Source organism: Pseudomonas sp. 18173 (assembly GCF_050432945.1).
GTDB lineage: Bacteria > Pseudomonadota > Gammaproteobacteria > Pseudomonadales > Pseudomonadaceae > Aquipseudomonas.
In genome coordinates this window covers 249838-271552 of the sequence record NZ_JBKFTN010000004.1, presented here as the reverse complement: position 1 = coordinate 271552, position 21715 = coordinate 249838, and the positions used below count along the sequence as shown (strand labels likewise).

Genomic DNA, 21715 nt, shown 5'->3' with positions numbered 1-21715 from the left:
TTCGCCTCGCGGCGGAGCGACATCTTGCAACATCGCTTCTGTAAAACTGGCGTCCCCTAGGGGACTCGAACCCCTGTTACCGCCGTGAAAGGGCGGTGTCCTAGGCCACTAGACGAAGGGGACGCAAACCCTTCTATACAACTGATCAACGCTGAGTGTTGATCGCTTCGAAGCCGGTGTGGCCAGGCTTCGAAGTGTAAATTGGTGGAGCTAGACGGGATCGAACCGTCGACCTCTTGCATGCCATGCAAGCGCTCTCCCAGCTGAGCTATAGCCCCTCATCGTTGATGTCATCGCTGAGGACGGGGCGAATCTTAAGGGCGTATCGAAAGCCTGTCAAACTTATTTTTCAAAAAATTTAAAATTTTTTGCCGACATAACAATCACTTACCGCCCTCCCCCCGAAAAATCGGGGGTCTGAGGACCACTGCGCGCCCAACGACGGGCATACGCAATGGCCATCAGTCCTGCATCAAGCGTATCAGGCGATAGCGCCCAACAGCTTTTCCCACTCTTTGTTTTCTTTCTTCGACACACCGCCCAACAGGTCAATGGCCTGGCGCAGACGGAAACGGGTCAGGTCCGGCCCGAGAATTTCCATCGCATCAAGCACCGACACCGAGCTGGCCTGGCCTGTGATCGCGGCGAACATCAGCGGCATGGCATCACGCAGCTTCAGTTCCAGGGACTCGACCACGGCCTGAATGGTCGCGGTGATGCTGTCCTTCTCCCACTGACGCAGGCTTTCGAGCTTCCACAGGATCAACTGCATCAGTTGGCGGACCTGATCGCCCGACAGCTTCTTGGATTCGAAAAGCTTCGCATCCGGGTTCACGCCACCGGCAAAGAAGAACCCGGCCAATGGTGCCACCTGGCTGAAGGTTTCGACCCGGCCCTGCACGTGCGGCGCGATCTTCATCATGTATTCGGAATTGAACGCCCACTTCTGCACGCGTGCGGCGAACTCTTCCACTGGCAGGTCACGCAGCCATTGGCCGTTGAGCCACGACAGCTTCTCGATGTCGAAGATCGGCCCGCCGAGGGACACACGCTTGAGATCGAAGTTGTCGACCATTTCCTGCAACGAGAACTTCTCGCGCTCGTCCGGCATCGACCAGCCCATGCGCCCCAGGTAGTTGAGCATCGCTTCGGGCATGAAGCCCATGCGCTCGTAGAATGTCACCGAGGTCGGGTTCTTGCGCTTGGACAGCTTGCTCTTGTCCGGGTTACGCAGCAGCGGCATGTAGCACAGTTCCGGCTGTTCCCAACCGAAGTATTCGTAAAGCAGGATCAGCTTGGGTGCCGATGGCAGCCACTCTTCGCCACGCAAGACGTGGGTGATGCCCATCAGGTGGTCGTCGACCACGTTGGCCAGGAAGTACGTCGGCAGGCCGTCGGTCTTCATCAGGACTTGCATGTCCATGCGGTCCCACGGGATTTCAACGTCGCCGCGCAGCATGTCCGGCACCACGCAGACGCCTTCGCTCGGTACTTTCATACGGATGACGTGCGGCTCGCCAGCCGCCAGGCGACGGGCGACTTCTTCCTTGGACAACAGCAGCGCACGGCCGTCGTAACGCGGGGTTTCACCACGAGCCATCTGCTCGGCGCGCATCTGGTCCAGCTCTTCGGCGGTGCAGAAGCACGGGAAGGCATGCCCCATGTCGACCAGTTGCTGGCAGTACTTCTGGTATATGTCGCCGCGCTCGCTTTGACGATACGGACCGTGCGGGCCGCCAACGTCCGGGCCTTCGCTCCAGTCGATGCCGAGCCAGCGCAAGGCGTCGAAAATCTGCTGTTCGGACTCGCGGGTCGAACGCAATTGGTCGGTGTCTTCGATCCGCAGGATGAACTCACCGCCATGCTGCTTGGCAAAGCAGTAGTTGAACAAGGCGATGTAGGCAGTACCTACGTGGGGGTCCCCGGTAGGCGATGGCGCGATGCGAGTGCGGACGGTGGTCATGGCATGTCTCGAAAAGAATGAAAAGCGAAGTTCGAACAGAACATCAAACAAGAGCGGAATGGTAACAGGCGACACCCGCCCCGCTCCAGTGAACAGGGCATTTAAGCCAAGTTTGCGTCTGTAACACCCGTATGGCGCGGTGAATGGCCGAATATCAGCCGATGGCATTTACCGTTTATCGGCTGTATGCCAGATTTGTCTGCTGATAACTTCTATTACAATTTCTCGACTACAGTTTGCCCCATGCCTGCCCAACTCAAGCGTCGCCTCTACTCGTTCCTGCTGATTGTCCTGTTGATTGCCGGGGGTCTGTTTGCCCAGTGGTTCTTCAAGGGGCGTTTTTATGAAAGCACCGATAACGCTTATGTCCAGGGCGAGATCACCCGTGTGTCGAGCCAATTGGGTGCGCGCATCGATCGGGTGCTGGTGCAGGACAACCAGCATGTCGAGAAAGGCCAGTTGCTGATCAAACTCGAAGGCGACGACTTCCGCCTTGCCGTCGACCGCGCCAACGCGACCCTCGCCACCCGCCAGGCCGAACGCCTGCAAGCCCAGAGCAAATTGACCCAGCAGGCCAGCCTGATTGCCGCCAGCGAAGCGCAGGTTGCGTCCAGCCAGGCCAGCCTCGGTCGTTCGCAGATTGATTTGACCCGCGCCGAGACCTTGCGCAAGCCTGGTTATGTCTCGGAAGAACGGGTGACCACCCTGTCCGCCGACAACCACATTGCCCGCTCGCAAGTGGCCAAGGCCCAGGCTGACGCGCAAAGCCAGCGTCAGCAGGTCAACGCACTGACCGCCGAGATCAAACGCCTCGACGCACAGATCGCCAACGCCAAAACCGACCTCGCCCAGGCCGAACTGAACCTCACCCGCAGCGAAATCCGCGCGCCCATCAGCGGCCTGATCGGCCAGCGCGCAGCCCGCGAAGGCCAATACGTGCAGGCCGGCGCCTACCTGCTGTCGATCGTGCCGGACGAAGACATCTGGATTCAGGCCAACTTCAAGGAAACCCAGATCGGCCACATGCAGCCCGGGCAGAAAGCCGAGTTGATCTTCGACGCCTACAGCGACACACCGATCGAAGCCCGGGTCGACAGCCTGTTCGCCGCCTCGGGTGCGCAGTTCAGCCTGTTGCCGCCGGACAATGCCACGGGCAACTTCACCAAAGTCGTACAACGGATTCCGGTAAAGCTGACCTTCGCCGCGGACAATCCGCTGCGCGGCAAGATCCGTCCGGGCATGTCGGTGACCGCCAAGGTGAACATCAAGGACGCCCCTGACAATGTCACCAGCAAAGTGAGCAGCAAAGACGCCCCTGACGATGGCCGGTGATCAACTGATCCGCCCGGTCGGCGAACCGACCCGGCGCGACTGGATCGCGGTGATGAGCGTGATGCTCGGCGCCTTCATGGCGGTGCTGGACATCCAGATCACCAACTCCTCGCTCAAGGATATCCAGGGTGCGCTGTCGGCGACCCTGGAAGAAGGTTCGTGGATCTCCACCTCCTACCTGGTGGCGGAAATCATCATGATCCCGCTCACCGCCTGGCTCGTGCAGCTGCTGTCGGCGCGGCGCCTGGCGGTCTGGGTATCCCTCGGGTTTCTCGCGGCCTCCCTGCTCTGCTCCATGGCCTGGAGCCTGGAAAGCATGATCGTGTTCCGCGCCCTGCAAGGGTTCACCGGCGGCGCGCTGATTCCACTGGCGTTCACCCTGACCCTGATCAAGCTCCCGGAACACCACCGCGCCAAAGGCATGGCCATGTTCGCCATGACCGCCACCTTCGCGCCCTCCATCGGCCCGACCCTGGGCGGCTGGCTCACGGAGAACTGGGGCTGGGAATACATCTTCTACATCAACATCCCGCCCGGCCTGATCATGATCGCCGGCCTGATGTACGGCCTTGAGAAGAAAGAAGCGCACTGGGAACTGCTCAAGAGCACCGACTACGCCGGCATTCTCACCCTCGGTGTCGGGCTCGGTTGCCTGCAGGTGTTTCTGGAGGAAGGCCATCGCAAGGACTGGCTGGAATCGAACCTGATCGTGACCCTGGGCAGCATCGCACTGGTGAGCCTGATCACCTTTGTGATCGTGCAGTTTTCCAAACCCAATCCGCTGATCAACCTCGGCATCCTCGGCAACCGCAACTTCGGCTTGTCCAGTATTTCCAGCGTCGGCATGGGGGTCGGGTTGTACGGCTCGATCTACCTGCTGCCGCTCTACCTGGCGCAGATCCAGAACTACAACGCCCTGCAGATCGGCGAAGTGATCATGTGGATGGGCGTGCCGCAGCTGTTCCTGATTCCGCTGGTGCCCAAGCTGATGAAATTTGTCTCGCCGAAATGGCTATGCACCCTGGGCTTCGGGCTGTTCGGGCTGGCGAGTTTTTCTTCGGGGGTGCTGAACCCGGACTTTGCCGGGCCACAGTTCAATCAGATCCAGATCATCCGCGCCCTGGGTCAGCCACTGATCATGGTGACCATCTCGCTGATCGCCACCTCCTACATCCTGCCCCAGGATGCGGGATCGGCGTCGAGCCTGTTCAACATCCTGCGCAACCTCGGCGGAGCCATCGGCATCGCCCTGCTCGCCACGCTGCTGGATGCGCGGACCAAGGTCTACTTTGACTACCTGCGTGAATCCATCGTGCCGAGCAATCCGCAGGTGGCTGAACGCCTGGCATCATTGACCAGCACGCTGGGCAACGAAACCGCGGCACTGGGCAAGCTCAGCGAAATCGCCCACCAACAGGCGTCGATCATGGCCTATAACGATGCGTTTCATTTTGTCGGGATTGCGCTGGGGATCAGCATGGTGGCGGTGTTGTTGACCAGGAAATTGCCGGCTGGACTCAAGGCCGGGGAAGCCCATTGATTCGGTAGTGCTCCCACTGGCCTCTTCGCGGGCAAGCCCGCTCCCACAGGTTTTGTGAACGCCAAAGATCCTTGTGGGAGCGGGCTTGCCCGCGAAGAGGCCCGATCAGGCGCTAGAGATCAAACGGTAATCAACCGCTCGCGCAACTTGCCAATCTCGTCGCGCATCTGCGCTGCCGCTTCAAACTCCAGATCACGCGCCAACGCATACATCTTCTCTTCCAGGGCCTTGATACGCTTGGCGATCTCGCCCGGCGAGCGCAATTCGGCTTCGTATTTGGCGTTTTCCTCGGCGGCCTTGGCCATGCCCTTGCGCTTCTTGCTGCGCGAGCCGGGCACGGTGGCGCCTTCCATGATGTCGGCAACGTCCTTGAACACGCCTTTTGGCGTGATGCCGTTGGCCAGGTTGAAGGCGATCTGCTTGTCGCGACGACGTTCGGTTTCACCGATCGCCCGCTCCATGGAGCCGGTAATCCGGTCGGCATACAGAATCGCCCGGCCATTGAGGTTACGTGCCGCACGCCCGATGGTCTGGATCAGCGAGCGCTCGGAACGCAGGAAGCCTTCCTTGTCGGCATCGAGGATGGCTACCAGCGAGACTTCCGGCATGTCCAGGCCTTCGCGCAGCAGGTTGATGCCCACCAGCACATCGAACGTGCCCAGGCGCAGGTCGCGGATGATCTCCACACGCTCAACGGTGTCGATGTCCGAGTGCAGGTAGCGCACGCGCACGCCATGGTCGGCCAGGTAATCGGTCAAATCCTCGGCCATGCGCTTGGTCAGCGTGGTGACCAGCACTCGCTCTTCCAGGGCGACACGCTTGGTGATTTCCGACAGCAAGTCGTCGACCTGGGTCAGTGCCGGGCGGATCTCGATTTGCGGGTCCACCAGCCCGGTCGGACGCACCACCATGTCAATCACGCGCCCGGCGTGCTCGGCTTCATAGTTGCCCGGAGTCGCCGAGACGAAAATCGTCTGCGGGCTGATGCTTTCCCATTCATCGAAACGCATCGGCCGGTTATCCAGTGCCGAGGGCAGGCGAAAACCGTATTCGACCAGCGTCTCTTTTCGCGAACGGTCGCCCTTGTACATCGCACCCACCTGGGGAACGCTGACGTGGGACTCGTCGATCACCAGCAAGGCATCCGGCGGCAAATAGTCATATAGCGTCGGCGGCGGCGCGCCGGCCTCGCGACCGGACAGATAACGCGAGTAGTTTTCGATGCCGTTGCAGTAACCCAGCTCGAGGATCATCTCCAGATCGAAACGGGTGCGCTGTTCCAGGCGCTGGGCTTCCACCAGCTTGTTGTTGGAACGCAGGTATTCCAGGCGCTCCTGCAACTCGACCTTGATGCCTTCGACCGCACCCATCAGGGTTTCCCGCGGCGTCACGTAGTGGCTCTTCGGGTAGAAGGTGAAGCGCGGCAGCTTGCGAATGACTTCACCGGTCAGCGGATCGAATGCCGACAGGCTTTCCACCTCATCGTCGAAGAGCTCGATGCGGATCGCTTCAAAATCGGATTCCGCCGGATGGATATCGATCACATCGCCACGCACGCGGAAGGTCGCACGGGCAAAATCCATGTCGTTGCGGGTGTATTGCAGGTCGGCCAGGCGTCGCAGCAGTTCACGCTGATCGAGCCGGTCGCCGCGATCCACGTGCAACACCATCTTCAAGTAGGTTTCCGGGCTGCCCAGACCGTAGATGCACGACACCGTGGTGACGATGATCGCGTCCTTGCGTTCCAGCAAGGCCTTGGTCGCCGACAGACGCATCTGTTCGATGTGGTCGTTGATCGAGGCGTCTTTCTCGATGAAGGTGTCCGAGGACGGCACGTAGGCTTCAGGCTGGTAGTAGTCGTAGTAGGAAACGAAATATTCCACCGCGTTGTTCGGGAAGAACGCCTTGAACTCACCGTACAACTGCGCCGCCAGGGTCTTGTTCGGCGCCAGCACCAGCGTCGGGCGCTGCACCTGGGCGATCACGTTGGCGATGCTGAACGTCTTGCCCGAGCCGGTCACACCGAGCAGCGTCTGGTGCGCCAGCCCGGCCTCGATACCCTCGACCATCAGGCGGATGGCTTCCGGCTGGTCGCCGGCGGGCTCGAAACGGGTGACTAGCTGGAATTCGGACATGAAAAACCTCTGGATCACTCTTGCCGGCAAAACCGGCACGAACGAGAAAGACCGCAAACGACCGATGTCGCCCGAGGAAAAAACTGGATTGTGCTCAATGTGGAGCCGATTGCCATCGCTTTCAAGCCAAACGTCCTACATCGCGCAAAACCTTTGCCGACGCCATTCGACTAATGGTCGCAAAATAATCGGAAAAACTTGCCTTAAAAGCCGAATCGCCTGTCGCCATCGATCGCGGATGGCCTCTATACTAGCTCCCCGTTTGTGCACCGCTCTAGTGCATTCGGCTGGAGCGCGACACGTCCCTCCACTCTCCATTCAGAGCCGCCGCAATAATGAGCCTGTTCTCCGCTGTCGAAATGGCACCACGCGATCCAATCCTGGGCCTCAACGAAGCATTCAACGCCGATACCCGCACCAACAAAGTCAACCTGGGGGTCGGTGTTTACTGCAACGAGGAGGGGCGAATTCCACTCCTGCGCGCCGTTGTCGAAGCCGAAACCGTTCGTGCCGCTCAACACGTTTCCCGTGGCTACTTGCCAATCGACGGTATTGCCGCCTACGACCAGGCCGTGCAAAAGCTGCTGTTCGGCAATGACTCGCCGCTGATTGCCGCTGGCCGCGTGATCACCACCCAGGCCGTTGGCGGTACTGGCGCCCTGAAAATCGGCGCTGACTTCCTCAAGCAACTGCTGCCGAACGCCGTTGTGGCGATCAGCGATCCGAGCTGGGAAAACCACCGCGCCCTGTTCGAAACCGCCGGTTTCCCGGTGCAGAACTACCGCTACTACGACGCCGCGACCCACGACGTGAACCGTACCGGCATGCTCGAAGACCTGAACGCGCTGCCAAACGGCTCGATCATCGTGCTGCACGCCTGCTGCCACAACCCGACCGGCGTGGACCTGAGCCCGGCGGACTGGAAAAACGTTCTTGAAGTAGTGAAAGCCAAAGGCCACGTGCCGTTCCTCGACATGGCCTATCAAGGTTTCGGCGATGGCATCGACGAAGACGCCGCTGCCGTGCGCCTGTTCGCCGAGTCGGGCCTGACCTTCTTCGCTTCCAGCTCGTTCTCCAAGTCGTTCTCGCTGTATGGCGAGCGTGTTGGCGCCCTGTCGATCGTCAGCGAATCGAAAGAAGAAAGCGCGCGCGTACTGTCGCAAGTCAAACGCGTGATCCGCACCAACTACTCCAACCCGCCGACCCACGGTGCCAGCGTTGTCGCTGCAGTACTGAACAGCCCGGAACTGCGCGCCCAATGGGAAGCCGAACTGGCCGAAATGCGCCTGCGCATTCGTGGCATGCGTACCCAGATGGTCGACCTGCTGGCACAAAAAGCGCCGCAGCGCGATTTCAGCTTCGTCGGCCGTCAGTGCGGCATGTTCTCCTACTCGGGCTTGAGCGTTGAACAGGTTCACCGCCTGCGCAACGAGTTCGGCATCTACGCCCTGGACACCGGCCGCATCTGCGTGGCCGCGCTGAACCAGAGCAACATCAAGGTGGTGACGGACGCTATCGTCCAAGTCATCTGATGACGCCTTGAAATGAAAAACGGGAAGCCATGTGGCTTCCCGTTTTTTATTTGTTGCAGATAATTCTCAACGCAACGACCCAGCCCTCTAAACTCCACACTAATCAAATGTGGGAGCGGGCTTGCTCGCGAAGACGGCAGTATATTCAATACTTGTACAACCTGACCCACCGCTTTCGCGAGCAAGCCCGCTCCCACAGGATTTGTGTACGAAGCATTCCCGAGAACCCACATGAAAAACGATGACCTGCGCGCTGACCGCGATGACCTGGATGACCTGGATCACTTCACCCCCCGCGCCCCGACCAAACGTGGCAACAACCTGGTAATGCAAGTCGCTGCCGGTGTATTCCTCGGCGGCCTGGCCCTGTGGCTGGTGCAATTGGGTGCCACAGCGCTCTACGCCAAACTGATGCTTGGCACTATTACCTTCGGCGGTTAAGCCAGTTCGGTCGCACGCTGGCTGGCAGCGTCGTCGTAGGCGACATACAGCGATTCCGCGACCTGGCTCTTGATCGCTTTAGTGCTTTCCAGGCCCAGGACAAAACCTTCGGCCTTGCCACCCGCGCGGTTCAATGTTTCAGCGGTGCCGGCCTGAGTGATGGCATCGAACAACTTTTCGGCGTGAGGGCCGACACCTTTGGGCAGGCTGATCTGAGAGATGCTCATGGGTGCACCCCGTGGTGTAGAGGTGTGAGGGTCAAATGATTCATGGCGCATACCTTTTCGGCGAATGGCCGGCAGCGCGTGTCACCACTTCCGGGTGGCCATGGTAGACCTCCGGGACGATCCTGGTAACCGCCAATCGCCGCCAAACCACCGCCCGTCCCGATGATTCGCACCAATTGTTATTCGATGCTTGACTTCTCTTTTTGAATCAGTAAGATACGCGCCATTCCGCGATAGCTCAGTTGGTAGAGCAAGTGACTGTTAATCACTGGGTCCCTGGTTCGAGTCCAGGTCGTGGAGCCAGACAGCAACATCGAAAAGCCCCTGAATCGAAAGATCCAGGGGCTTTTTTATGCCTGGCTATTCACGCTCTCCGGCCATCTGGCTCGGCATTCGCTATCACGCCTCTTTGGTTCGCCAAGCCGAAGCAATTGGCTCAAGGGTTTTGGACAAGCTGACAGCGGCGTCGGTGATCACCTTCAAATTGTCGATCGTGGTCTGTGGAGCAAGATCAAAGTAGCTTGCATAGTTGTTGATGTTACGGAGCAACGTATTGGCTTCATGCAAATAATCGACTTTCAAGCCTTCAACCGATTTGACCTGCCGCAAGATATCAACCCTCATTTCTCGATCAGCCTGCAGCTCCTGGTATTTATTTTTTTCTTCAAGATAATGCATGCGTTTGGCCCGCAAGCCATCCCGGGCGCTTACCATCTCGGTGTATCTTATATACTCAGAGCCCTGTTCAAGAAGCTTACGCAACAGCTGCAATCCTTTTTTCACCAGTTCAACCTTTGGAGCAGACATCTCAAAACTCTTGAAAAAATCGCTATCCGGAATCCATGGCAACAGGTGATCGATCATGTTTTTATCATCTATCACACTGATCAAATCATCTAAAACCCTGCATTGCATCTCTACCTCTTCAAGCCGCCTGCCCAGATCATTGAGTGTCGTCACAACATCCTCATCGAATCCGAGCAAAATACTTGAATCACTTTGCCCTTCCCCCGGTATCTCGATATCGTCCAAACTATTGATACAAGCATTTACTGCCAGCACGAACCCTCGAATTCTCCCCGCATCGGCGTTAACACTTTTTATATAATCAGCTTTAAGACCTTCCTGGGTCATCATCCGCTGTTCAACGGATAAACCTTCCTCATTGCTCAACCGCTCAAATTCGATCATGAAACTCTTGAAATTAGCCTCTCTCAACATGGGCATTACAGCCACTGCCATTTCAAAGATATTCGCATGTGTATCGTTGAGCAAATGATCGAGTCGCTCCAACTTTTTTTTAAAATAATCGGAGAAATCCAGCTTCAATCTGGCAGCAATCTTATTAATAGCCTTTTTATTAACCTTCATCAGCGAATAATCTGGCATTAGCTGCACATAAGTTTTTACTGCACCGTCCATGTTCATACCACCCCTTCCTCCTGAAGAAAACCTTGCTCATTAAAATCTTTGATTGCCTTCTTCAAGGAAATCAGCAGCTCATCAGCCATATGCCGAACTTCATTCCAAGGGGAGATACCACGATTGAAGCTCTGTTTAAATCTGATCAGACTGACACCATCCTCTATCAGTGCAAATTCAGTGGCAGACCTGTCGATCTCGGCCACAACTGAATTCCACACTAATACCAATGCGTTCGATGCCCTTGCGGCAGCCCCCATGTGAGCGGCTAGATTGTCCAGCGACTTGCTGTGAGAAAGAATCAACCCAGGCAGTTTCTCCTGCCCGCCAATCAGGCTCAACAGCCTTTGCTTTTCCCTCATGAAACCGTCGAGCTTTTCCTGGCACTCAAGGAACGCCTTGCCCAGGATTGCCTCTTCAGGACTGGAGAAAAGCGCATTCAAAAGCAACGCCAGAGTATTGAAACCACTCAAAACCTGCATCGCACCATGCTTGACCAACTCCTTGTTTGTCTGATTGATACTTTTTTCAACACGATCAAGTTCTGCGCGAAACTTTTCAAGGTCAATTGCAAAATCAATGGTGTCGAGCCTGGCTACTTTTTCACCGACCAACGGGATTAGCTTATCATTCAATACCCTGTTGAAATTATCGATTTCAACTTTCAAATCCAATGTCGGCTTGCGGGCAACAACTACACTTTTCTTAAGATCTTCGAACACCAACCCAAGCTGAGCGTGAATAGCTGCATCGCTCTGGTCAAACGCCATGAATGGCGCATTCTCGACCTCCAGATCATTATATGGCTTGAGGCGCTCGACAATGGGCATCTGCTCAATGTCATGCATCAGGTTCTGGCTGAATTCAACCAGGTCCTTTGCCAACCCGCTCAATCCACCACCGACCTGAATCAATCCATTTTCTATGGAAGACCACCCAGTAGCGTGATCTTTTACTTTTACATTCAGGTCCTGAATATCCAACCACTTGAAATTTGGATGATCAATGACCCCTCCCAGGCTTTTTTCTATCTCGTCGCGCGCCGTCGGCAGTGCTCGACCAAGTCGTACATACTGTTTTATTTCCAGCAACTGCTCTGACGTGACCACTAATCTTGGTTGATCAGCCGAATCCAGGCGCGGCCCGAAATTCATGCCATTCGAAGAGTGAGCGCTCTCATCATTTATCAAATTGTAAATTTCGATATCTTCCATGTTCATTTCACATCCAGGTTATTACATTCAGTTTCGAAAAGAGCTATCACTTCTTGGGAGCAGACCTTGAAAACTGTCCGGCAATGGTAGTCATTTAAATAAAATAGCGAAATGTAATTCTTCACTTTCGCACGTAGGAAATCAGAGTTTACAACAGCAAGCTTTTGTACCAGCCAAGGCAACCCATTAATACAAAATACTTAGAACCAAGACTGCCAGCAAAACATTCGGCATACACAGGCGTCATTCCAACTCTCGCTAACAACAAGTTACACCGGTGCACTTCCCACATACAAAAAAGGCCGATCTACCTGGTGGTAAATCGGCCTCGTTCATCACGCCTTGTTGTCAGACATGCTCACTGCTTTTCGCATGTAACGCTTGCGACTCGGCGTGCCCATGATCCACCTCCAGCACCGGAATCTCCTTGCCGTCGCAGTCGTGCAGTTTACCGTCACTGAAATAATCCCCTTCACGCAACGCCGCCAGATCTTGATAGCGCAGCACCCGCTCGGTACCGGCCGCAAAGACCGATTGCTGGTCGGAGTTACCGGCGGTGAGATGGTTGAAGGTCAGGTTCAGCACGATGGCCATGATCGCCGAAGAACTGATGCCCGAATGGAAAATGGTCGCGAACCAGCTTGGGAAGTGATCGTAGAAGTTCGGCGCGGCGATCGGGATCATGCCGAAGCCGATGGAGGTGGCGACAATGATCAGGTTGACGTTGTTGCGGTAGTCGACCTTGGACAGGGTCCGAATGCCGCTGGCCGCTACAGTGCCAAACAGCACGATACCGGCGCCACCGAGCACCGAGGTCGGCACGGCGGCAATGACCCGGCCCATGAATGGCAGCAGGCCGAGGATCACCAGGAACAGACCGCCGGTTGCCACCACATAGCGGCTCTTGATGCCGGTGACCGCCACCAGCCCGACGTTCTGGGCGAAGGCGCTTTGGGTGAAGGAGCCGAAGATCGGCGCGAACATGCTCGACAGCATGTCGGCGCGCAAACCGTTGCCCAGGCGCTTGGAGTCAACCTTGGTGCCGATGATCTCACCGACGGCAAGGATATCCGCCGAGGTCTCCACCAGCGTCACCATCACCACGATGCACATCGACAGGATCGCCGCGAAGTGGAAGGTCGGCATGCCGAAGTGGAACGGCGTCGGGAAGCCGAACATCGGGCCCTGGGTCACGGACGAGAAATCCGCCATGCCGAGGAACACCGCGATCACCGTGCCGACGACCATGGCCAGCAGAATCGACAGCCGGGAGATGGTCGCACTACCGATTTTGCTCAGCAGCAGCACCAGCACCAGTGTCACCGCCGCCAGGCCGATATTCGCCATGCTGCCGAAGTCCGGCGCGTGGCTGTTACCGCCCATGGCCCAGCGCGCGGCTACCGGCATCAGCGTCAGGCCGATGGTGGTAATCACGATGCCGGTCACCAGCGGCGGGAAGAACCTGGTGATCCGCGAGAACACCGGGGTTATCAGCAATCCGATCAGGGACGCCGCTATGACCGCGCCCAGCACCGACTGAAACCCGCCCTCCCCGCCACTGCTGACAATCGCCACCATGGTCGCGACGCCAGAGAAGGATACGCCCTGCACCAGCGGCAACTGACAACCAAAAAACGGTAAACCCAGGGTTTGCAGCAGTGTTGCCAGCCCCCCCGCAAACAATGAAGCAGCAATCAACAAACCGATGTCCGCCGGCGAGAGCCCGGCCGCCTGGCCGATGATCAATGGCACCGCGACGATACCGCCATACATGGTCAGAACATGTTGCAGGCCATAAGCCATATTCGCGCCGATCCCAAGATTTTCGTCCTCGGGCCGTTGGTGTGAAACATGGGGCGTTTTCATGGTAGGGGGTTCCCTGGTTTTTGTTATGCGCACACTGTATGCAATAGTCAGGACAAATGTCTATAGAGTTGTATACAACTTATCAGTCACGAAATGGATACCTGTCCATTTCCCCTGGTTGCCACAAGCGCAGCCCCCGCCTGAAACCTTGAAACACATCCCTTCCCGGGCAACCCCTGTTGCTGACTAGTCTTTTCGGCTCCTGGCAATCATCAGCAAAGCCACCTTCTTCCATATACATATAAAGTATGCATAATGAAGTCATTCGAGATTCAGTTCCACAAGGCAAAGAACGCAGCCAACAAACTCAAGCACCAAGGCATCAGCCTCGCAGAGACCGAGCCGGTATTCCATGACGAGCGAGCGCTGACCCTCGAGGACAACCACCATGATGAACAACGCTGGATCACCATGGGGCTGGATGCCAAAGGCCGTTTGCTGGTCGTTGCTTACACCTGGCGCGATCCGAATTTCGTTCGAATCATTTCCGCGCGCATCGCCACCAAAAGCGAACGCCGACAGTACCTGGAGGCATGACCGATGAAAGACCAATACGACTTCAGCAACGCCAAACGCGGGGCCGTGGCGCCCGCCAAAGGCAAGACCCGCATTACCATCATGCTTGATGACGCCGTCATCGAAGCTGCCCGGGCACTGGCAGAAAACGAGGGGTACGGCTACCAGACCGCGATCAACAATACGTTGCGCCGGGCCCTGCTCAACGAAGCCAGGCCTGCACAGCTAAAACCAACAATCACCCCTGCCGAACTCAAGGGCCTGGAGCAGAAACTGGCAGAGGCCTTGCGCGAAATTCAACGGGTGATGGAACCGGGGGTTCGGCCCTGAAACGCCAAGGGCTGATCGATCGGATCAGCCCTTGGCGATGTGATGTTTTCGATCGGCCCGCTATTGCGGCGCCGCGATCAAGCGTTCCAGCGTTCGCAGCAACTGCGCCTGTTCCGGTACGCGAATGCCGAACTCGCTGTCCAGCAAGCCAATCAATTCCTGTACATCCGTCACCTCTCGCCGCTCGCTGTCGCGGCCAATCCGGTGAACCGCGAAGCTGCTGTTATTGAGCGTACGGCGCCACCCCTCCCCGGTGCGTGCCACCATCAACTGTTTGGCGAAGGTCGACTCAGGGTGGGTCGAGACGTACCAGTTGCCCACGGCAAAATCGATGTCTTCCTGGCGTTGCAGATCGAAGATGTACATCGCTCGCCATTCACCCGCAACGTTGGCGCGCAGGGTAAAGCCGTCGACGTGCAGGTCGATGCGATACGGCTCGTGAGGGGTGAGTTGTTCGGCGCGGGAATCGAGCAGCAGTGGCGCGGTCGGCACCATGCCACCGAAACCGACGTCGGTGATGTAGCGCACGTCGTCGATGATGACCAGGCTCAGGCGATGGGTACGGGCGGTCCAGGCCCCCTCCGGCTGCCCCATCACCACCCGGCCACTGATGGCACGGGCGTCGAAACCTAACGATTGAAGCAAAGCCAGGAACAGGTTGTTGAGTTCGTAGCAGTAGCCGCCACGCCCATCGTGCAAGACCTTCTGTTCGATGGACGGCAAGTCGATCAGCACCGGTTCGCCGGATAATGTGGTGAGGTTTTCAAACGCAAAGGCACCGGTATGGCGCAGTTGCAGTTGGCGCAAGGTTTCCAGGGTCGGTTGCGGGGGTGCATCGAAACCCAGGCGTTGCAGATACAAAGCACGGTCAGTCAGGCGTGGCTCGCTCATCGTTCAATCCTTATGCACGCAAGCGGCGGATTGCTCCACCAGTGGCCGCTATGTATACGGGATCAGGCACTGCCGCCGACAATTGATTTAGCCAATCACCCGGCATGAAAAACCCAGCGCTGCCTGTGCCAATCCAGTTGGCACCACGACTCCGCGCACCCCTTCACACCAACATCAGGGAACGACTCATCCCAGGAGACGACCATGATGAACATCAGAATGACTTCGCTGCTCCTGGCGGGATTGCTGTCGGCAATGCCCTTGGCTGCACTGGCAGCGTCCGGCGATGGCGCTGGCACAACCGGTACGACATCGGGTGCTACCCGAGGCTCAACCGTGTTGCCAGACAACAACAGGTCCAGCGCTCCTTCAGGCGACTACAGCCGCGGTCAGGGGCCCAGCTCGTCAATGGGCACCACCGGCGTCAATGGTCCGGGCAGTGGCGCGGGCGGTGGCACCGGCGCACCCGGAGGTGGAACCGGTGGTGCGGGTGGCGGAACGGGCAGCTGGACAGGCAAAAGCAGGTAATGACGGGCAGTCATTGCCTGCTTCTTGTCATCCGAGACTTACATCGGCTGGACCGCCGGCGGGTTCCATTTGCCATTCAGCGCCTCGGCTTTCGGGCCGTACAAACGCATGGTCAGGTTGAACGGCCCTTTGGGCGCCGGCAGCCAGTTGGCCTCCAGATCCTTGCCGGGGCTTTCGTTCTGGAAATAGAGGTCCAGCGAGCCATCGGCGTTGCCCTTGAACGGCATCCAGCTACTGACCGCAAAACGATTGAGTGAATTGGCGATCTGGAACCCTTCCGGGTCATACAGGGTGATCGACCAGAAGGCGTTCACCGGCGGCGTCTCGCCCTTGCTGAAATGCAGCACGTATTTGTTGGCTCCATCGAGCGGCTTGCCGTTGCTGTCGCCGATGTTCAACGGATAGATCGCGTCCTCGGGCAGGTTGGCACCGAGTCCCATCTGCGTAACGATGGCGCGCTTGAGGTAGTAGTTGCCGTAGACGCCCATGGTGTCGGTGTTCATCGACCAGCCATTGACCTCCCGCGCCAGGGTCGGCACTTTCCAGGTCATCAGGGCCTGCGCATCCTGGGGCACCGTTTGCAGCGCGGCCTGGATTTGCGGGTCCAGCGCGTCCATGTCGAACGGCTTGCCCGCTTCGATGCCGATACGCTTGATCTGCGCCAGCATGGGCTGGTCGGTGCTGTGCGGCGGGTTCACTTTCAGCAGGTCGGCAGCATAAGTGAAGTAATTGGCAGCCGACATGGAGTCGACCTGAATCTTCGGTGGCGTTTTCATGTCCACCGCCGGGTCGATTTTCACAGTGACGGCTTCAGGCTCCTTACCCAACCGGGACAACGGCGTCACCGTGTAGCCAGCCTGGATCTTGTGCACCGCCGCGTAATCCGCCGCGCCGTCCGTCTTGGTACGGCCGATGACCCAGACAAACGGGGTGGGCGCCGGCAGGTGACTCATCCCGGCGGGCACCGTGCCGTCCCACCCCGGTGGCGTCACCAGGAAATGCCCGGCATCCGTGCCCGTGGTGCGCCAGCCCGGCGAAGCGAACACATCAGTCCACATATCAAGCATCGGCAACAGGTAGAAACGCCCGTCGGTATCCGGCGCGGCGATCACCAGCGGTTCCTTGGTCAAGTCCAGCCAGGCAATGGAATACAGGGTGTCGAAGTTAGAGCGCACCACCCCTTTGAAATCGGCAGGCGGGTACTGCGGCACGCTCACAAACATGTTCATCGGGCCTTTGCCGAATTCCTTGCCCGGTTCGATGTTGGTGAATTGCTTGCGGGTAACGTCCATGCTCAGCAACGGGTAAAAATAGATGTACGCATCCACACCGATCGCGTGAGCTTCCTCGGCGGTGATTTTCGATTGCGCGTGGCTGGCCAGCGGAAAAATGGCAGCGGCTGCGACGGTCAAAGCAACGGCTGTCAATGTTTGGGGTATCAACATGTTGGCGATCGTCCGTACGAAGGGGAATCTGCCGGATTCGACAGAACTAACGGAACTCTAGACGATCAATTCAGCCAGTACCGAGAGACAGACAATCGGCAGGAAGAACACCTCAACGATCGGAACGCATCAACGCCTCGACACCGCCGGCCATCGACAACGTTGCCACACGGTTTCGCCCCGAATGCTTGGCCTGATACAGCGCCGCGTCCGCCCGCTCGACAAACACGTCCATGCTGTCACGCCCCGACGGCACAAACGAATAACACCCCAGGCTGACCGTCACGTAACCATTGGGCGAGCCGGTGTGACTGATGCTCTTGTCGATGACGCTGCGGCGGATCTGCTCGGCAATCGTCATGGCGCCGTGGATGTCGGTGTCGGGCAGCAGCACCGCAAACTCTTCGCCGCCATAACGCACCGCCAGATCAGCCTTGCGGTGGCAGCAACTCTTCAGCGCCCGCGCCACTTCGGCCAGGCAGTGATCCCCCACTACGTGGCCGTAAGTGTCGTTGTAGCGCTTGAAGTAATCGATATCGAGCATGATCAGGCTCAAGGGGCTCGCCTGCCGGGCACCGCGCCCGAACTCGATGTCCAGCGCCCGCTCGAACAATCGACGATTGGCCAGCCCGGTCAGGCTGTCGTGGGTGGCGATCAGCTCCAGCGCCTCCTGGGCCCTGCGCAAATCCGACTCGACCCGCTCGCCCACACGCACCTGATGAATGAACACCCAACCGAACAACCCCACGCCCACCAACACCAGGGCAACGATGAGGCTGGAGCGAAACGCCGTGTCGTACCAGCCCGCGAGAATGGACTCCGTGGACGACGCAGCGGCGACCACCAGCGGATACGCTTCCAGCTGGCGGTAACCGTACAGGCGTGTCACACCGTCGATGATGGACGTGAACACCGCATTGCCGGAGGTGGCCAGTGGCAGGGACTTCTGGAACATCTCGCTCTGGGCCAGCGATGCGCCGATCTGCGCCTCTACAAAAGGCCGACGCGCCAACAACGTGCCATCGGTCAAGCCGAGAAACATCGAACCGTTATCGTCGAGGCTGAAGCTTTTGAAGAACCGGTCGAAGTACGACATCTTGATGCCGGCCAGCAATACGCCCTGGAAGTGCCCGTTCCTGTCGTTGACCCGTTTGGAAACCGGAATGATCCACTCACCGTTTTCCCGACTGCGGATGGCCGGGCCGATATGCGCCACCGACGAGACGTTCTGCTGGTGATACTTGAAGTACTCGCGATCCGCGACCCCGGCACCCCGGGGCAGGTTGTCAAACGAGGTCACCACCCACTGGCCCTTCTGGTCGAACAGCAGGATGCCGTGCAATTGCTCGAGCGCCAGCACCCGCCGGGCGAAGGTCTGCTGCAAGCGCGGCCGCTGGTCCGGGCCAAAACCGTCGACCTGAATCCAGTCCACCAGACTGGTCAGCACCAGGTCGGCTTTCATGAAGGTGTCTTCGGCTTGCTGCGCCATGGCCCGCGTCAGGTTCGAAGACGCCACTTGCGCCAGGCTCAGATCATGGCGACGGGACTGTTCCAGTTGCAGGTAGAGCAAACCGCACAGGCACAGGCACACCGTGGCAATGAACAATACCGCGGCCTTGCGCAGCGGCAGACGTTTCAAGGCGACGCCTGGGGCGTGGTCCGGGTCGTTAAAGCGTGTGGGCAAAAGTTTATCCTGTCGGGGCAAGGCATGGGCAACGACCCAAAGCCCTCAATTTTTGTGGGGCGTAGTTTACGGGGTTATCCATGACAAATGGGCAATCACTTGCCCAGTGGTCATGCTTGCCCGGTGGTGCTGCCAACATGACCCAGGGCAACGATGCCTGCACGCCAACGAGCTACGATTAGACTGAACTCAACACAGGGACCCGACATGAGCAAGGCAGACGAGCTCGCGGCAAAATTGAAGCAAACACGGCTTGCCGGCACGGATCAGGCGATCGATGCCTGGCCGCCCCAGGTCTACGAACTGTATCAACGGATAGAGACCTGGCTGCTGCCCTTGACCGAAGTTGGCCTGGTCCTGCGGCGCAACCCCACCCATGTGATCGAGACTTGCCCGAATGGGGACATTCACCGCTATGCCATCGACCAGTTGATCATCTCCGGCAACGACCACAGCCTCACCTTTGACCCGGTTGCACGCTTCACTGCCGATGGCGAGGGGCGTGTCGAAATCCATTCACAAACCAACGAGTTCGCCCTGTTGCGCACCGTGGACGAACACGGTGAAACGCATTGGTGGCTACAAACGATCGAGCAGGCCACCGCGCAGCTGGACGCGGTGGCGCTGACGGAATCCGATCTGCTTTTAGCGGTGCAACAAGGGCTGGCGCTTTAGAGAGTTTGCCGAACGGCTTGGTAATACTTGTAGGAGCGAGCTTGCTCGCGATGGTCGTTAACGATGCCGCGGGTTTACTGACTAAACGCAGCATTCTTAAGTTCATCGCGAGCAAGCTCGCTCCTACAGTATTCGCATTAGCCCATAGCGCCATTAGCATTAGCCCATAGCGCCCGTTTTCAGTCTTCCGTTACAGTTTGTTCTGCCCCGTCACCACCAGCGGTATCTCTGCACGACGCAAGTCCAGGGCCGGCAACTTCGCCGGCTGACTCAAGCCCTGCAACACCTTGGCATCGTAATCATAAATGTCGGGCTTGAACGTCACTCGCCCGTCATTGCTCAGGTCAACAGTCCAATAGGCCAACAGCACCGGCACCTTCACCGGCAGCAGGATGTTCTCGGTCCTGCCATTGGCCAACTGCTTCTGAATGCCGGCGCTGTTCCAGCGCACCGGGTCGTTGAACAACAACTCGACCAGTTGCAACGGGTTTTCCACACGGATGCAGCCTGAACTGGTGGCCCGAACCGTTTTCGCAAACAGCTCGCGGTGCGGCGTGTCATGCAGGTAAATCGCATAGTCGTTGGGAAAGCGGATCACCACCTGCCCCAGCGAACTGTCGGGCCCGGCATCCTGGCGCAGGTGGATGCCTCGCGGGTTGCTCCAGTCAACGCTCGACGGATCGAGCACATTGCCTTCGCGATCAATCACGCGAATCCGGTTGGCCGCCAGATAACCCGGATCGTTCTGGATTTTCGGAATCACGTCCTGCTTGAGGATGGTCGGCGGCACCGTCCAGGTCGGGTTGAACGTGACATAGGTGATTTCGGCCTGGAACACCGGCGTACTGCGCACCGGTTTACCGACTTGCACCCGCGAACGCCAGATCGGCAGCCCGTCGCGGTACATCGCCACCTTGTATCCGGCGATATCGACGATCACGAACGTGCCCTGAAGCTTGTACAACAGCCAGCGGGCGCGCTCCATGTTGACCCGCACCTGATCAATCCGCGCCTCGACCGGCACGTTCAGCGCCGCCAGCGTCGCCGCCCCCGCCACGCCATCGGCCCCCAGGTATTGCTCGGCCTGGTACTTCTTCACCGCGGCAATGACCTTGTCGTCGTAACCGGCTTTTTTCGACAGGTGCGGATCCAGGTAGCCGCCCGCCATCAGGCGCGCACGCAATTGGGCGACTGCCACCCCGTCCATGCCGGGCTTGAGCGATTGCCCCTCGGTGACTTTCGGCCAGCCGCCCGCATCACGGACCTGGCGCAACCGGGCCAGGCCCTCACGCAAGTTGCGGTAAATCTCTTCCTGAGGAGGCGCCTCGGCGAATGCGCGTGCCACGTCATGGCCATCGAGCGCGGCGAACAGTTTGTTCATGTCCTCGCGGGCATCGCCACCGGCCGGATCAAAGTTCCAGTGAATGTCCAGCCGCGACGGATCGACCTTGCCCCGTCGCAGTTGCAGCAGTGCGGTGATGAACGTGCGGGTGGCCGCCATGTCGAACATCGCCCGTTGCGCCGTGGAAGGCATGGCCGCTGCCAGCGATTCATGGGCCTGGGCCAGTTCGGAGATGCGAAAATCCACCGGATTCAGACCGTCGATCCGGGTGTCTTCGAGGCTCCTGAGTAACTGGGCCACATCACGGTCATCCGTCCAGGCCGCGCGGTAATTGCGATGCATATAGAAATCCAGCACCACGCGGTTGACATCCACACGCTGATGGCGCCTGGACGTGAGCAACGGCGGAAAGGCCGAGCGCAGCGGTTCCAGCGTCGCCTGAATCGCCTGGCCGACCGCATCGTCGGGCGCCGCGGCATCGGTTGTGCTGTTCGCCGCAGATACCGGCTCAATCGGCGAAGTTTGCCCAATCGCCGCGCCGCTGATCAGGAAGCCCATAAAAAACAGGCGGCTTATGACGAATGACCTTGTTAATTGCACCATGGATAATCCTTAATCCCCCGTTTCAAACG

At 58.3% G+C, this 21715-nt stretch carries 18 protein-coding genes and 3 tRNA genes; 9 read left to right on the top strand and 12 right to left on the bottom strand.

Annotation, left to right across the window (positions count from 1 at the left end; translation table 11 throughout):
- Window positions 1-47: 47 nt before the first annotated feature.
- The 3 genes from ACLD1X_RS06670 to gltX all read right to left on the bottom strand — a co-directional run bounded on the left by ACLD1X_RS06670 (window position 48) and on the right by gltX (window position 1963).
- Window positions 48-123: transfer RNA gene (locus ACLD1X_RS06670), tRNA-Glu, on the bottom strand.
- A 79-nt stretch (window positions 124-202) separates the two neighbouring features.
- Window positions 203-278, bottom strand: a tRNA-Ala gene (locus ACLD1X_RS06665).
- A 203-nt stretch (window positions 279-481) separates the two neighbouring features.
- Complete coding sequence (gltX, locus tag ACLD1X_RS06660) at window positions 482-1963, bottom strand: glutamate--tRNA ligase (protein ID WP_007956429.1); 1482 nt, start codon at window positions 1961-1963, stop codon at window positions 482-484.
- Window positions 1964-2206: 243 nt separating this feature from the next.
- Between gltX and ACLD1X_RS06655 the strand changes: the two genes are divergently transcribed.
- Together ACLD1X_RS06655 and ACLD1X_RS06650 are read left to right on the top strand one after the other, a co-directional pair.
- On the top strand, window positions 2207-3295 hold the full coding sequence (locus ACLD1X_RS06655; RefSeq protein ID WP_429366654.1) for an HlyD family secretion protein: 1089 nt from the start codon (window positions 2207-2209) through the stop codon (window positions 3293-3295).
- A 49-nt stretch (window positions 3296-3344) separates the two neighbouring features.
- Window positions 3345-4835, top strand: coding sequence for an MDR family MFS transporter (locus ACLD1X_RS06650; RefSeq protein ID WP_429366711.1), 1491 nt, complete (start codon window positions 3345-3347; stop codon window positions 4833-4835).
- A gap of 119 nt (window positions 4836-4954) precedes the next feature.
- Here the strand turns inward: ACLD1X_RS06650 and uvrB are convergent, their stop codons facing one another.
- Window positions 4955-6970: an excinuclease ABC subunit UvrB gene (uvrB, locus tag ACLD1X_RS06645; protein WP_429366653.1), complete on the bottom strand. Its 2016-nt coding sequence runs from the start codon at window positions 6968-6970 to the stop codon at window positions 4955-4957.
- Between the two features lie 335 nt (window positions 6971-7305).
- Between uvrB and ACLD1X_RS06640 the strand changes: the two genes are divergently transcribed.
- Together ACLD1X_RS06640 and ACLD1X_RS06635 are read left to right on the top strand one after the other, a co-directional pair.
- Window positions 7306-8502: an amino acid aminotransferase gene (locus tag ACLD1X_RS06640; protein ID WP_429366652.1), complete on the top strand. Its 1197-nt coding sequence runs from the start codon at window positions 7306-7308 to the stop codon at window positions 8500-8502.
- Window positions 8503-8733: 231 nt separating this feature from the next.
- Window positions 8734-8943, top strand: coding sequence for a hypothetical protein (locus ACLD1X_RS06635; protein ID WP_347907606.1), 210 nt, complete (start codon window positions 8734-8736; stop codon window positions 8941-8943).
- Here ACLD1X_RS06635 and ACLD1X_RS06630 read toward each other — a convergent pair.
- Entirely contained in the window at window positions 8940-9170 is a 231-nt protein-coding gene (locus ACLD1X_RS06630; RefSeq protein ID WP_429366651.1) for a hypothetical protein, read from the bottom strand. The genes ACLD1X_RS06635 and ACLD1X_RS06630 overlap by 4 nt on opposite strands.
- A 227-nt stretch (window positions 9171-9397) precedes the next feature.
- On the opposite strand from ACLD1X_RS06630, the gene ACLD1X_RS06625 reads away from it, so the two are divergent.
- Window positions 9398-9473 (top strand) — tRNA-Asn (locus tag ACLD1X_RS06625).
- Between the two features lie 96 nt (window positions 9474-9569).
- Here ACLD1X_RS06625 and ACLD1X_RS06620 read toward each other — a convergent pair.
- The 3 genes from ACLD1X_RS06620 to ACLD1X_RS06610 all read right to left on the bottom strand — a co-directional run bounded on the left by ACLD1X_RS06620 (window position 9570) and on the right by ACLD1X_RS06610 (window position 13672).
- On the bottom strand, window positions 9570-10598 hold the full coding sequence (locus tag ACLD1X_RS06620; protein WP_429366650.1) for an alpha-xenorhabdolysin family binary toxin subunit B: 1029 nt from the start codon (window positions 10596-10598) through the stop codon (window positions 9570-9572).
- Window positions 10595-11812 (bottom strand): alpha-xenorhabdolysin family binary toxin subunit A, encoded by a 1218-nt coding sequence (locus ACLD1X_RS06615; RefSeq protein WP_429366649.1) that lies wholly within the window; start codon window positions 11810-11812, stop codon window positions 10595-10597. Before ACLD1X_RS06615 ends, ACLD1X_RS06620 begins: the two co-directional genes overlap by 4 nt.
- A gap of 342 nt (window positions 11813-12154) precedes the next feature.
- Complete coding sequence (locus tag ACLD1X_RS06610; RefSeq protein ID WP_429366648.1) at window positions 12155-13672, bottom strand: nucleobase:cation symporter-2 family protein; 1518 nt, start codon at window positions 13670-13672, stop codon at window positions 12155-12157.
- A gap of 255 nt (window positions 13673-13927) precedes the next feature.
- Here ACLD1X_RS06610 and ACLD1X_RS06605 point away from each other — a divergent pair, with 255 nt between their 5' ends.
- Window positions 13928-14209: a BrnT family toxin gene (locus ACLD1X_RS06605; RefSeq protein WP_413421538.1), complete on the top strand. Its 282-nt coding sequence runs from the start codon at window positions 13928-13930 to the stop codon at window positions 14207-14209.
- A 3-nt stretch (window positions 14210-14212) separates the two neighbouring features.
- Window positions 14213-14518: a BrnA antitoxin family protein gene (locus tag ACLD1X_RS06600; protein WP_429366647.1), complete on the top strand. Its 306-nt coding sequence runs from the start codon at window positions 14213-14215 to the stop codon at window positions 14516-14518.
- A 60-nt stretch (window positions 14519-14578) separates the two neighbouring features.
- Here ACLD1X_RS06600 and ACLD1X_RS06595 read toward each other — a convergent pair whose 3' ends face one another.
- Window positions 14579-15409, bottom strand: a complete 831-nt coding sequence (locus ACLD1X_RS06595; protein ID WP_429366646.1) for an arylamine N-acetyltransferase family protein — start codon at window positions 15407-15409, stop codon at window positions 14579-14581.
- Between the two features lie 204 nt (window positions 15410-15613).
- Here ACLD1X_RS06595 and ACLD1X_RS06590 point away from each other — a divergent pair, with 204 nt between their 5' ends.
- The gene (locus ACLD1X_RS06590) at window positions 15614-15937 is read left to right on the top strand and encodes a hypothetical protein (RefSeq protein WP_429366645.1); all 324 of its coding nucleotides are present in this window, start codon (window positions 15614-15616) and stop codon (window positions 15935-15937) included.
- Window positions 15938-15975: 38 nt separating this feature from the next.
- On the opposite strand, the gene ACLD1X_RS06585 is transcribed toward ACLD1X_RS06590, so the two are convergent.
- Both ACLD1X_RS06585 and ACLD1X_RS06580 read right to left on the bottom strand, forming a co-directional pair.
- Complete coding sequence (locus ACLD1X_RS06585) at window positions 15976-17382, bottom strand: DUF1254 domain-containing protein (protein ID WP_429366644.1); 1407 nt, start codon at window positions 17380-17382, stop codon at window positions 15976-15978.
- 112 nt (window positions 17383-17494) lie between these two features.
- Window positions 17495-19066: a sensor domain-containing diguanylate cyclase gene (locus tag ACLD1X_RS06580; RefSeq protein ID WP_429366643.1), complete on the bottom strand. Its 1572-nt coding sequence runs from the start codon at window positions 19064-19066 to the stop codon at window positions 17495-17497.
- 207 nt (window positions 19067-19273) lie between these two features.
- Between ACLD1X_RS06580 and ACLD1X_RS06575 the strand changes: the two genes are divergently transcribed.
- On the top strand, window positions 19274-19741 hold the full coding sequence (locus ACLD1X_RS06575) for a hypothetical protein (protein ID WP_429366642.1): 468 nt from the start codon (window positions 19274-19276) through the stop codon (window positions 19739-19741).
- Window positions 19742-19931: 190 nt separating this feature from the next.
- Here ACLD1X_RS06575 and ACLD1X_RS06570 read toward each other — a convergent pair whose 3' ends face one another.
- On the bottom strand, window positions 19932-21686 hold the full coding sequence (locus ACLD1X_RS06570; protein WP_429366641.1) for a L,D-transpeptidase family protein: 1755 nt from the start codon (window positions 21684-21686) through the stop codon (window positions 19932-19934).
- Window positions 21687-21715 lie beyond the last annotated feature (29 nt).

Excerpts from the sequence above, each read along its gene's own strand:
- ACLD1X_RS06630 (WP_429366651.1), bottom strand. The coding sequence starts at position 9,170 with ATGAGCATCTCTCAGATCAGCCTGCCCAAAGGTGTCGGCCCTCACGCC.
- gltX (WP_007956429.1), bottom strand. The coding sequence starts at position 1,963 with ATGACCACCGTCCGCACTCGCATCGCGCCATCGCCTACCGGGGACCCC.
- ACLD1X_RS06575 (WP_429366642.1), top strand. The coding sequence starts at position 19,274 with ATGAGCAAGGCAGACGAGCTCGCGGCAAAATTGAAGCAAACACGGCTT.
- ACLD1X_RS06585 (WP_429366644.1), bottom strand. The coding sequence starts at position 17,382 with ATGTTGATACCCCAAACATTGACAGCCGTTGCTTTGACCGTCGCAGCC.
- ACLD1X_RS06590 (WP_429366645.1), top strand. The coding sequence starts at position 15,614 with ATGATGAACATCAGAATGACTTCGCTGCTCCTGGCGGGATTGCTGTCG.
- ACLD1X_RS06570 (WP_429366641.1), bottom strand. The coding sequence starts at position 21,686 with ATGGTGCAATTAACAAGGTCATTCGTCATAAGCCGCCTGTTTTTTATG.
- ACLD1X_RS06635 (WP_347907606.1), top strand. The coding sequence starts at position 8,734 with ATGAAAAACGATGACCTGCGCGCTGACCGCGATGACCTGGATGACCTG.
- uvrB (WP_429366653.1), bottom strand. The coding sequence starts at position 6,970 with ATGTCCGAATTCCAGCTAGTCACCCGTTTCGAGCCCGCCGGCGACCAG.
- ACLD1X_RS06655 (WP_429366654.1), top strand. The coding sequence starts at position 2,207 with ATGCCTGCCCAACTCAAGCGTCGCCTCTACTCGTTCCTGCTGATTGTC.
- ACLD1X_RS06605 (WP_413421538.1), top strand. The coding sequence starts at position 13,928 with ATGAAGTCATTCGAGATTCAGTTCCACAAGGCAAAGAACGCAGCCAAC.
- ACLD1X_RS06620 (WP_429366650.1), bottom strand. The coding sequence starts at position 10,598 with ATGAACATGGACGGTGCAGTAAAAACTTATGTGCAGCTAATGCCAGAT.
- ACLD1X_RS06640 (WP_429366652.1), top strand. The coding sequence starts at position 7,306 with ATGAGCCTGTTCTCCGCTGTCGAAATGGCACCACGCGATCCAATCCTG.
- ACLD1X_RS06615 (WP_429366649.1), bottom strand. The coding sequence starts at position 11,812 with ATGAACATGGAAGATATCGAAATTTACAATTTGATAAATGATGAGAGC.
- ACLD1X_RS06595 (WP_429366646.1), bottom strand. The coding sequence starts at position 15,409 with ATGAGCGAGCCACGCCTGACTGACCGTGCTTTGTATCTGCAACGCCTG.
- ACLD1X_RS06600 (WP_429366647.1), top strand. The coding sequence starts at position 14,213 with ATGAAAGACCAATACGACTTCAGCAACGCCAAACGCGGGGCCGTGGCG.
- ACLD1X_RS06610 (WP_429366648.1), bottom strand. The coding sequence starts at position 13,672 with ATGAAAACGCCCCATGTTTCACACCAACGGCCCGAGGACGAAAATCTT.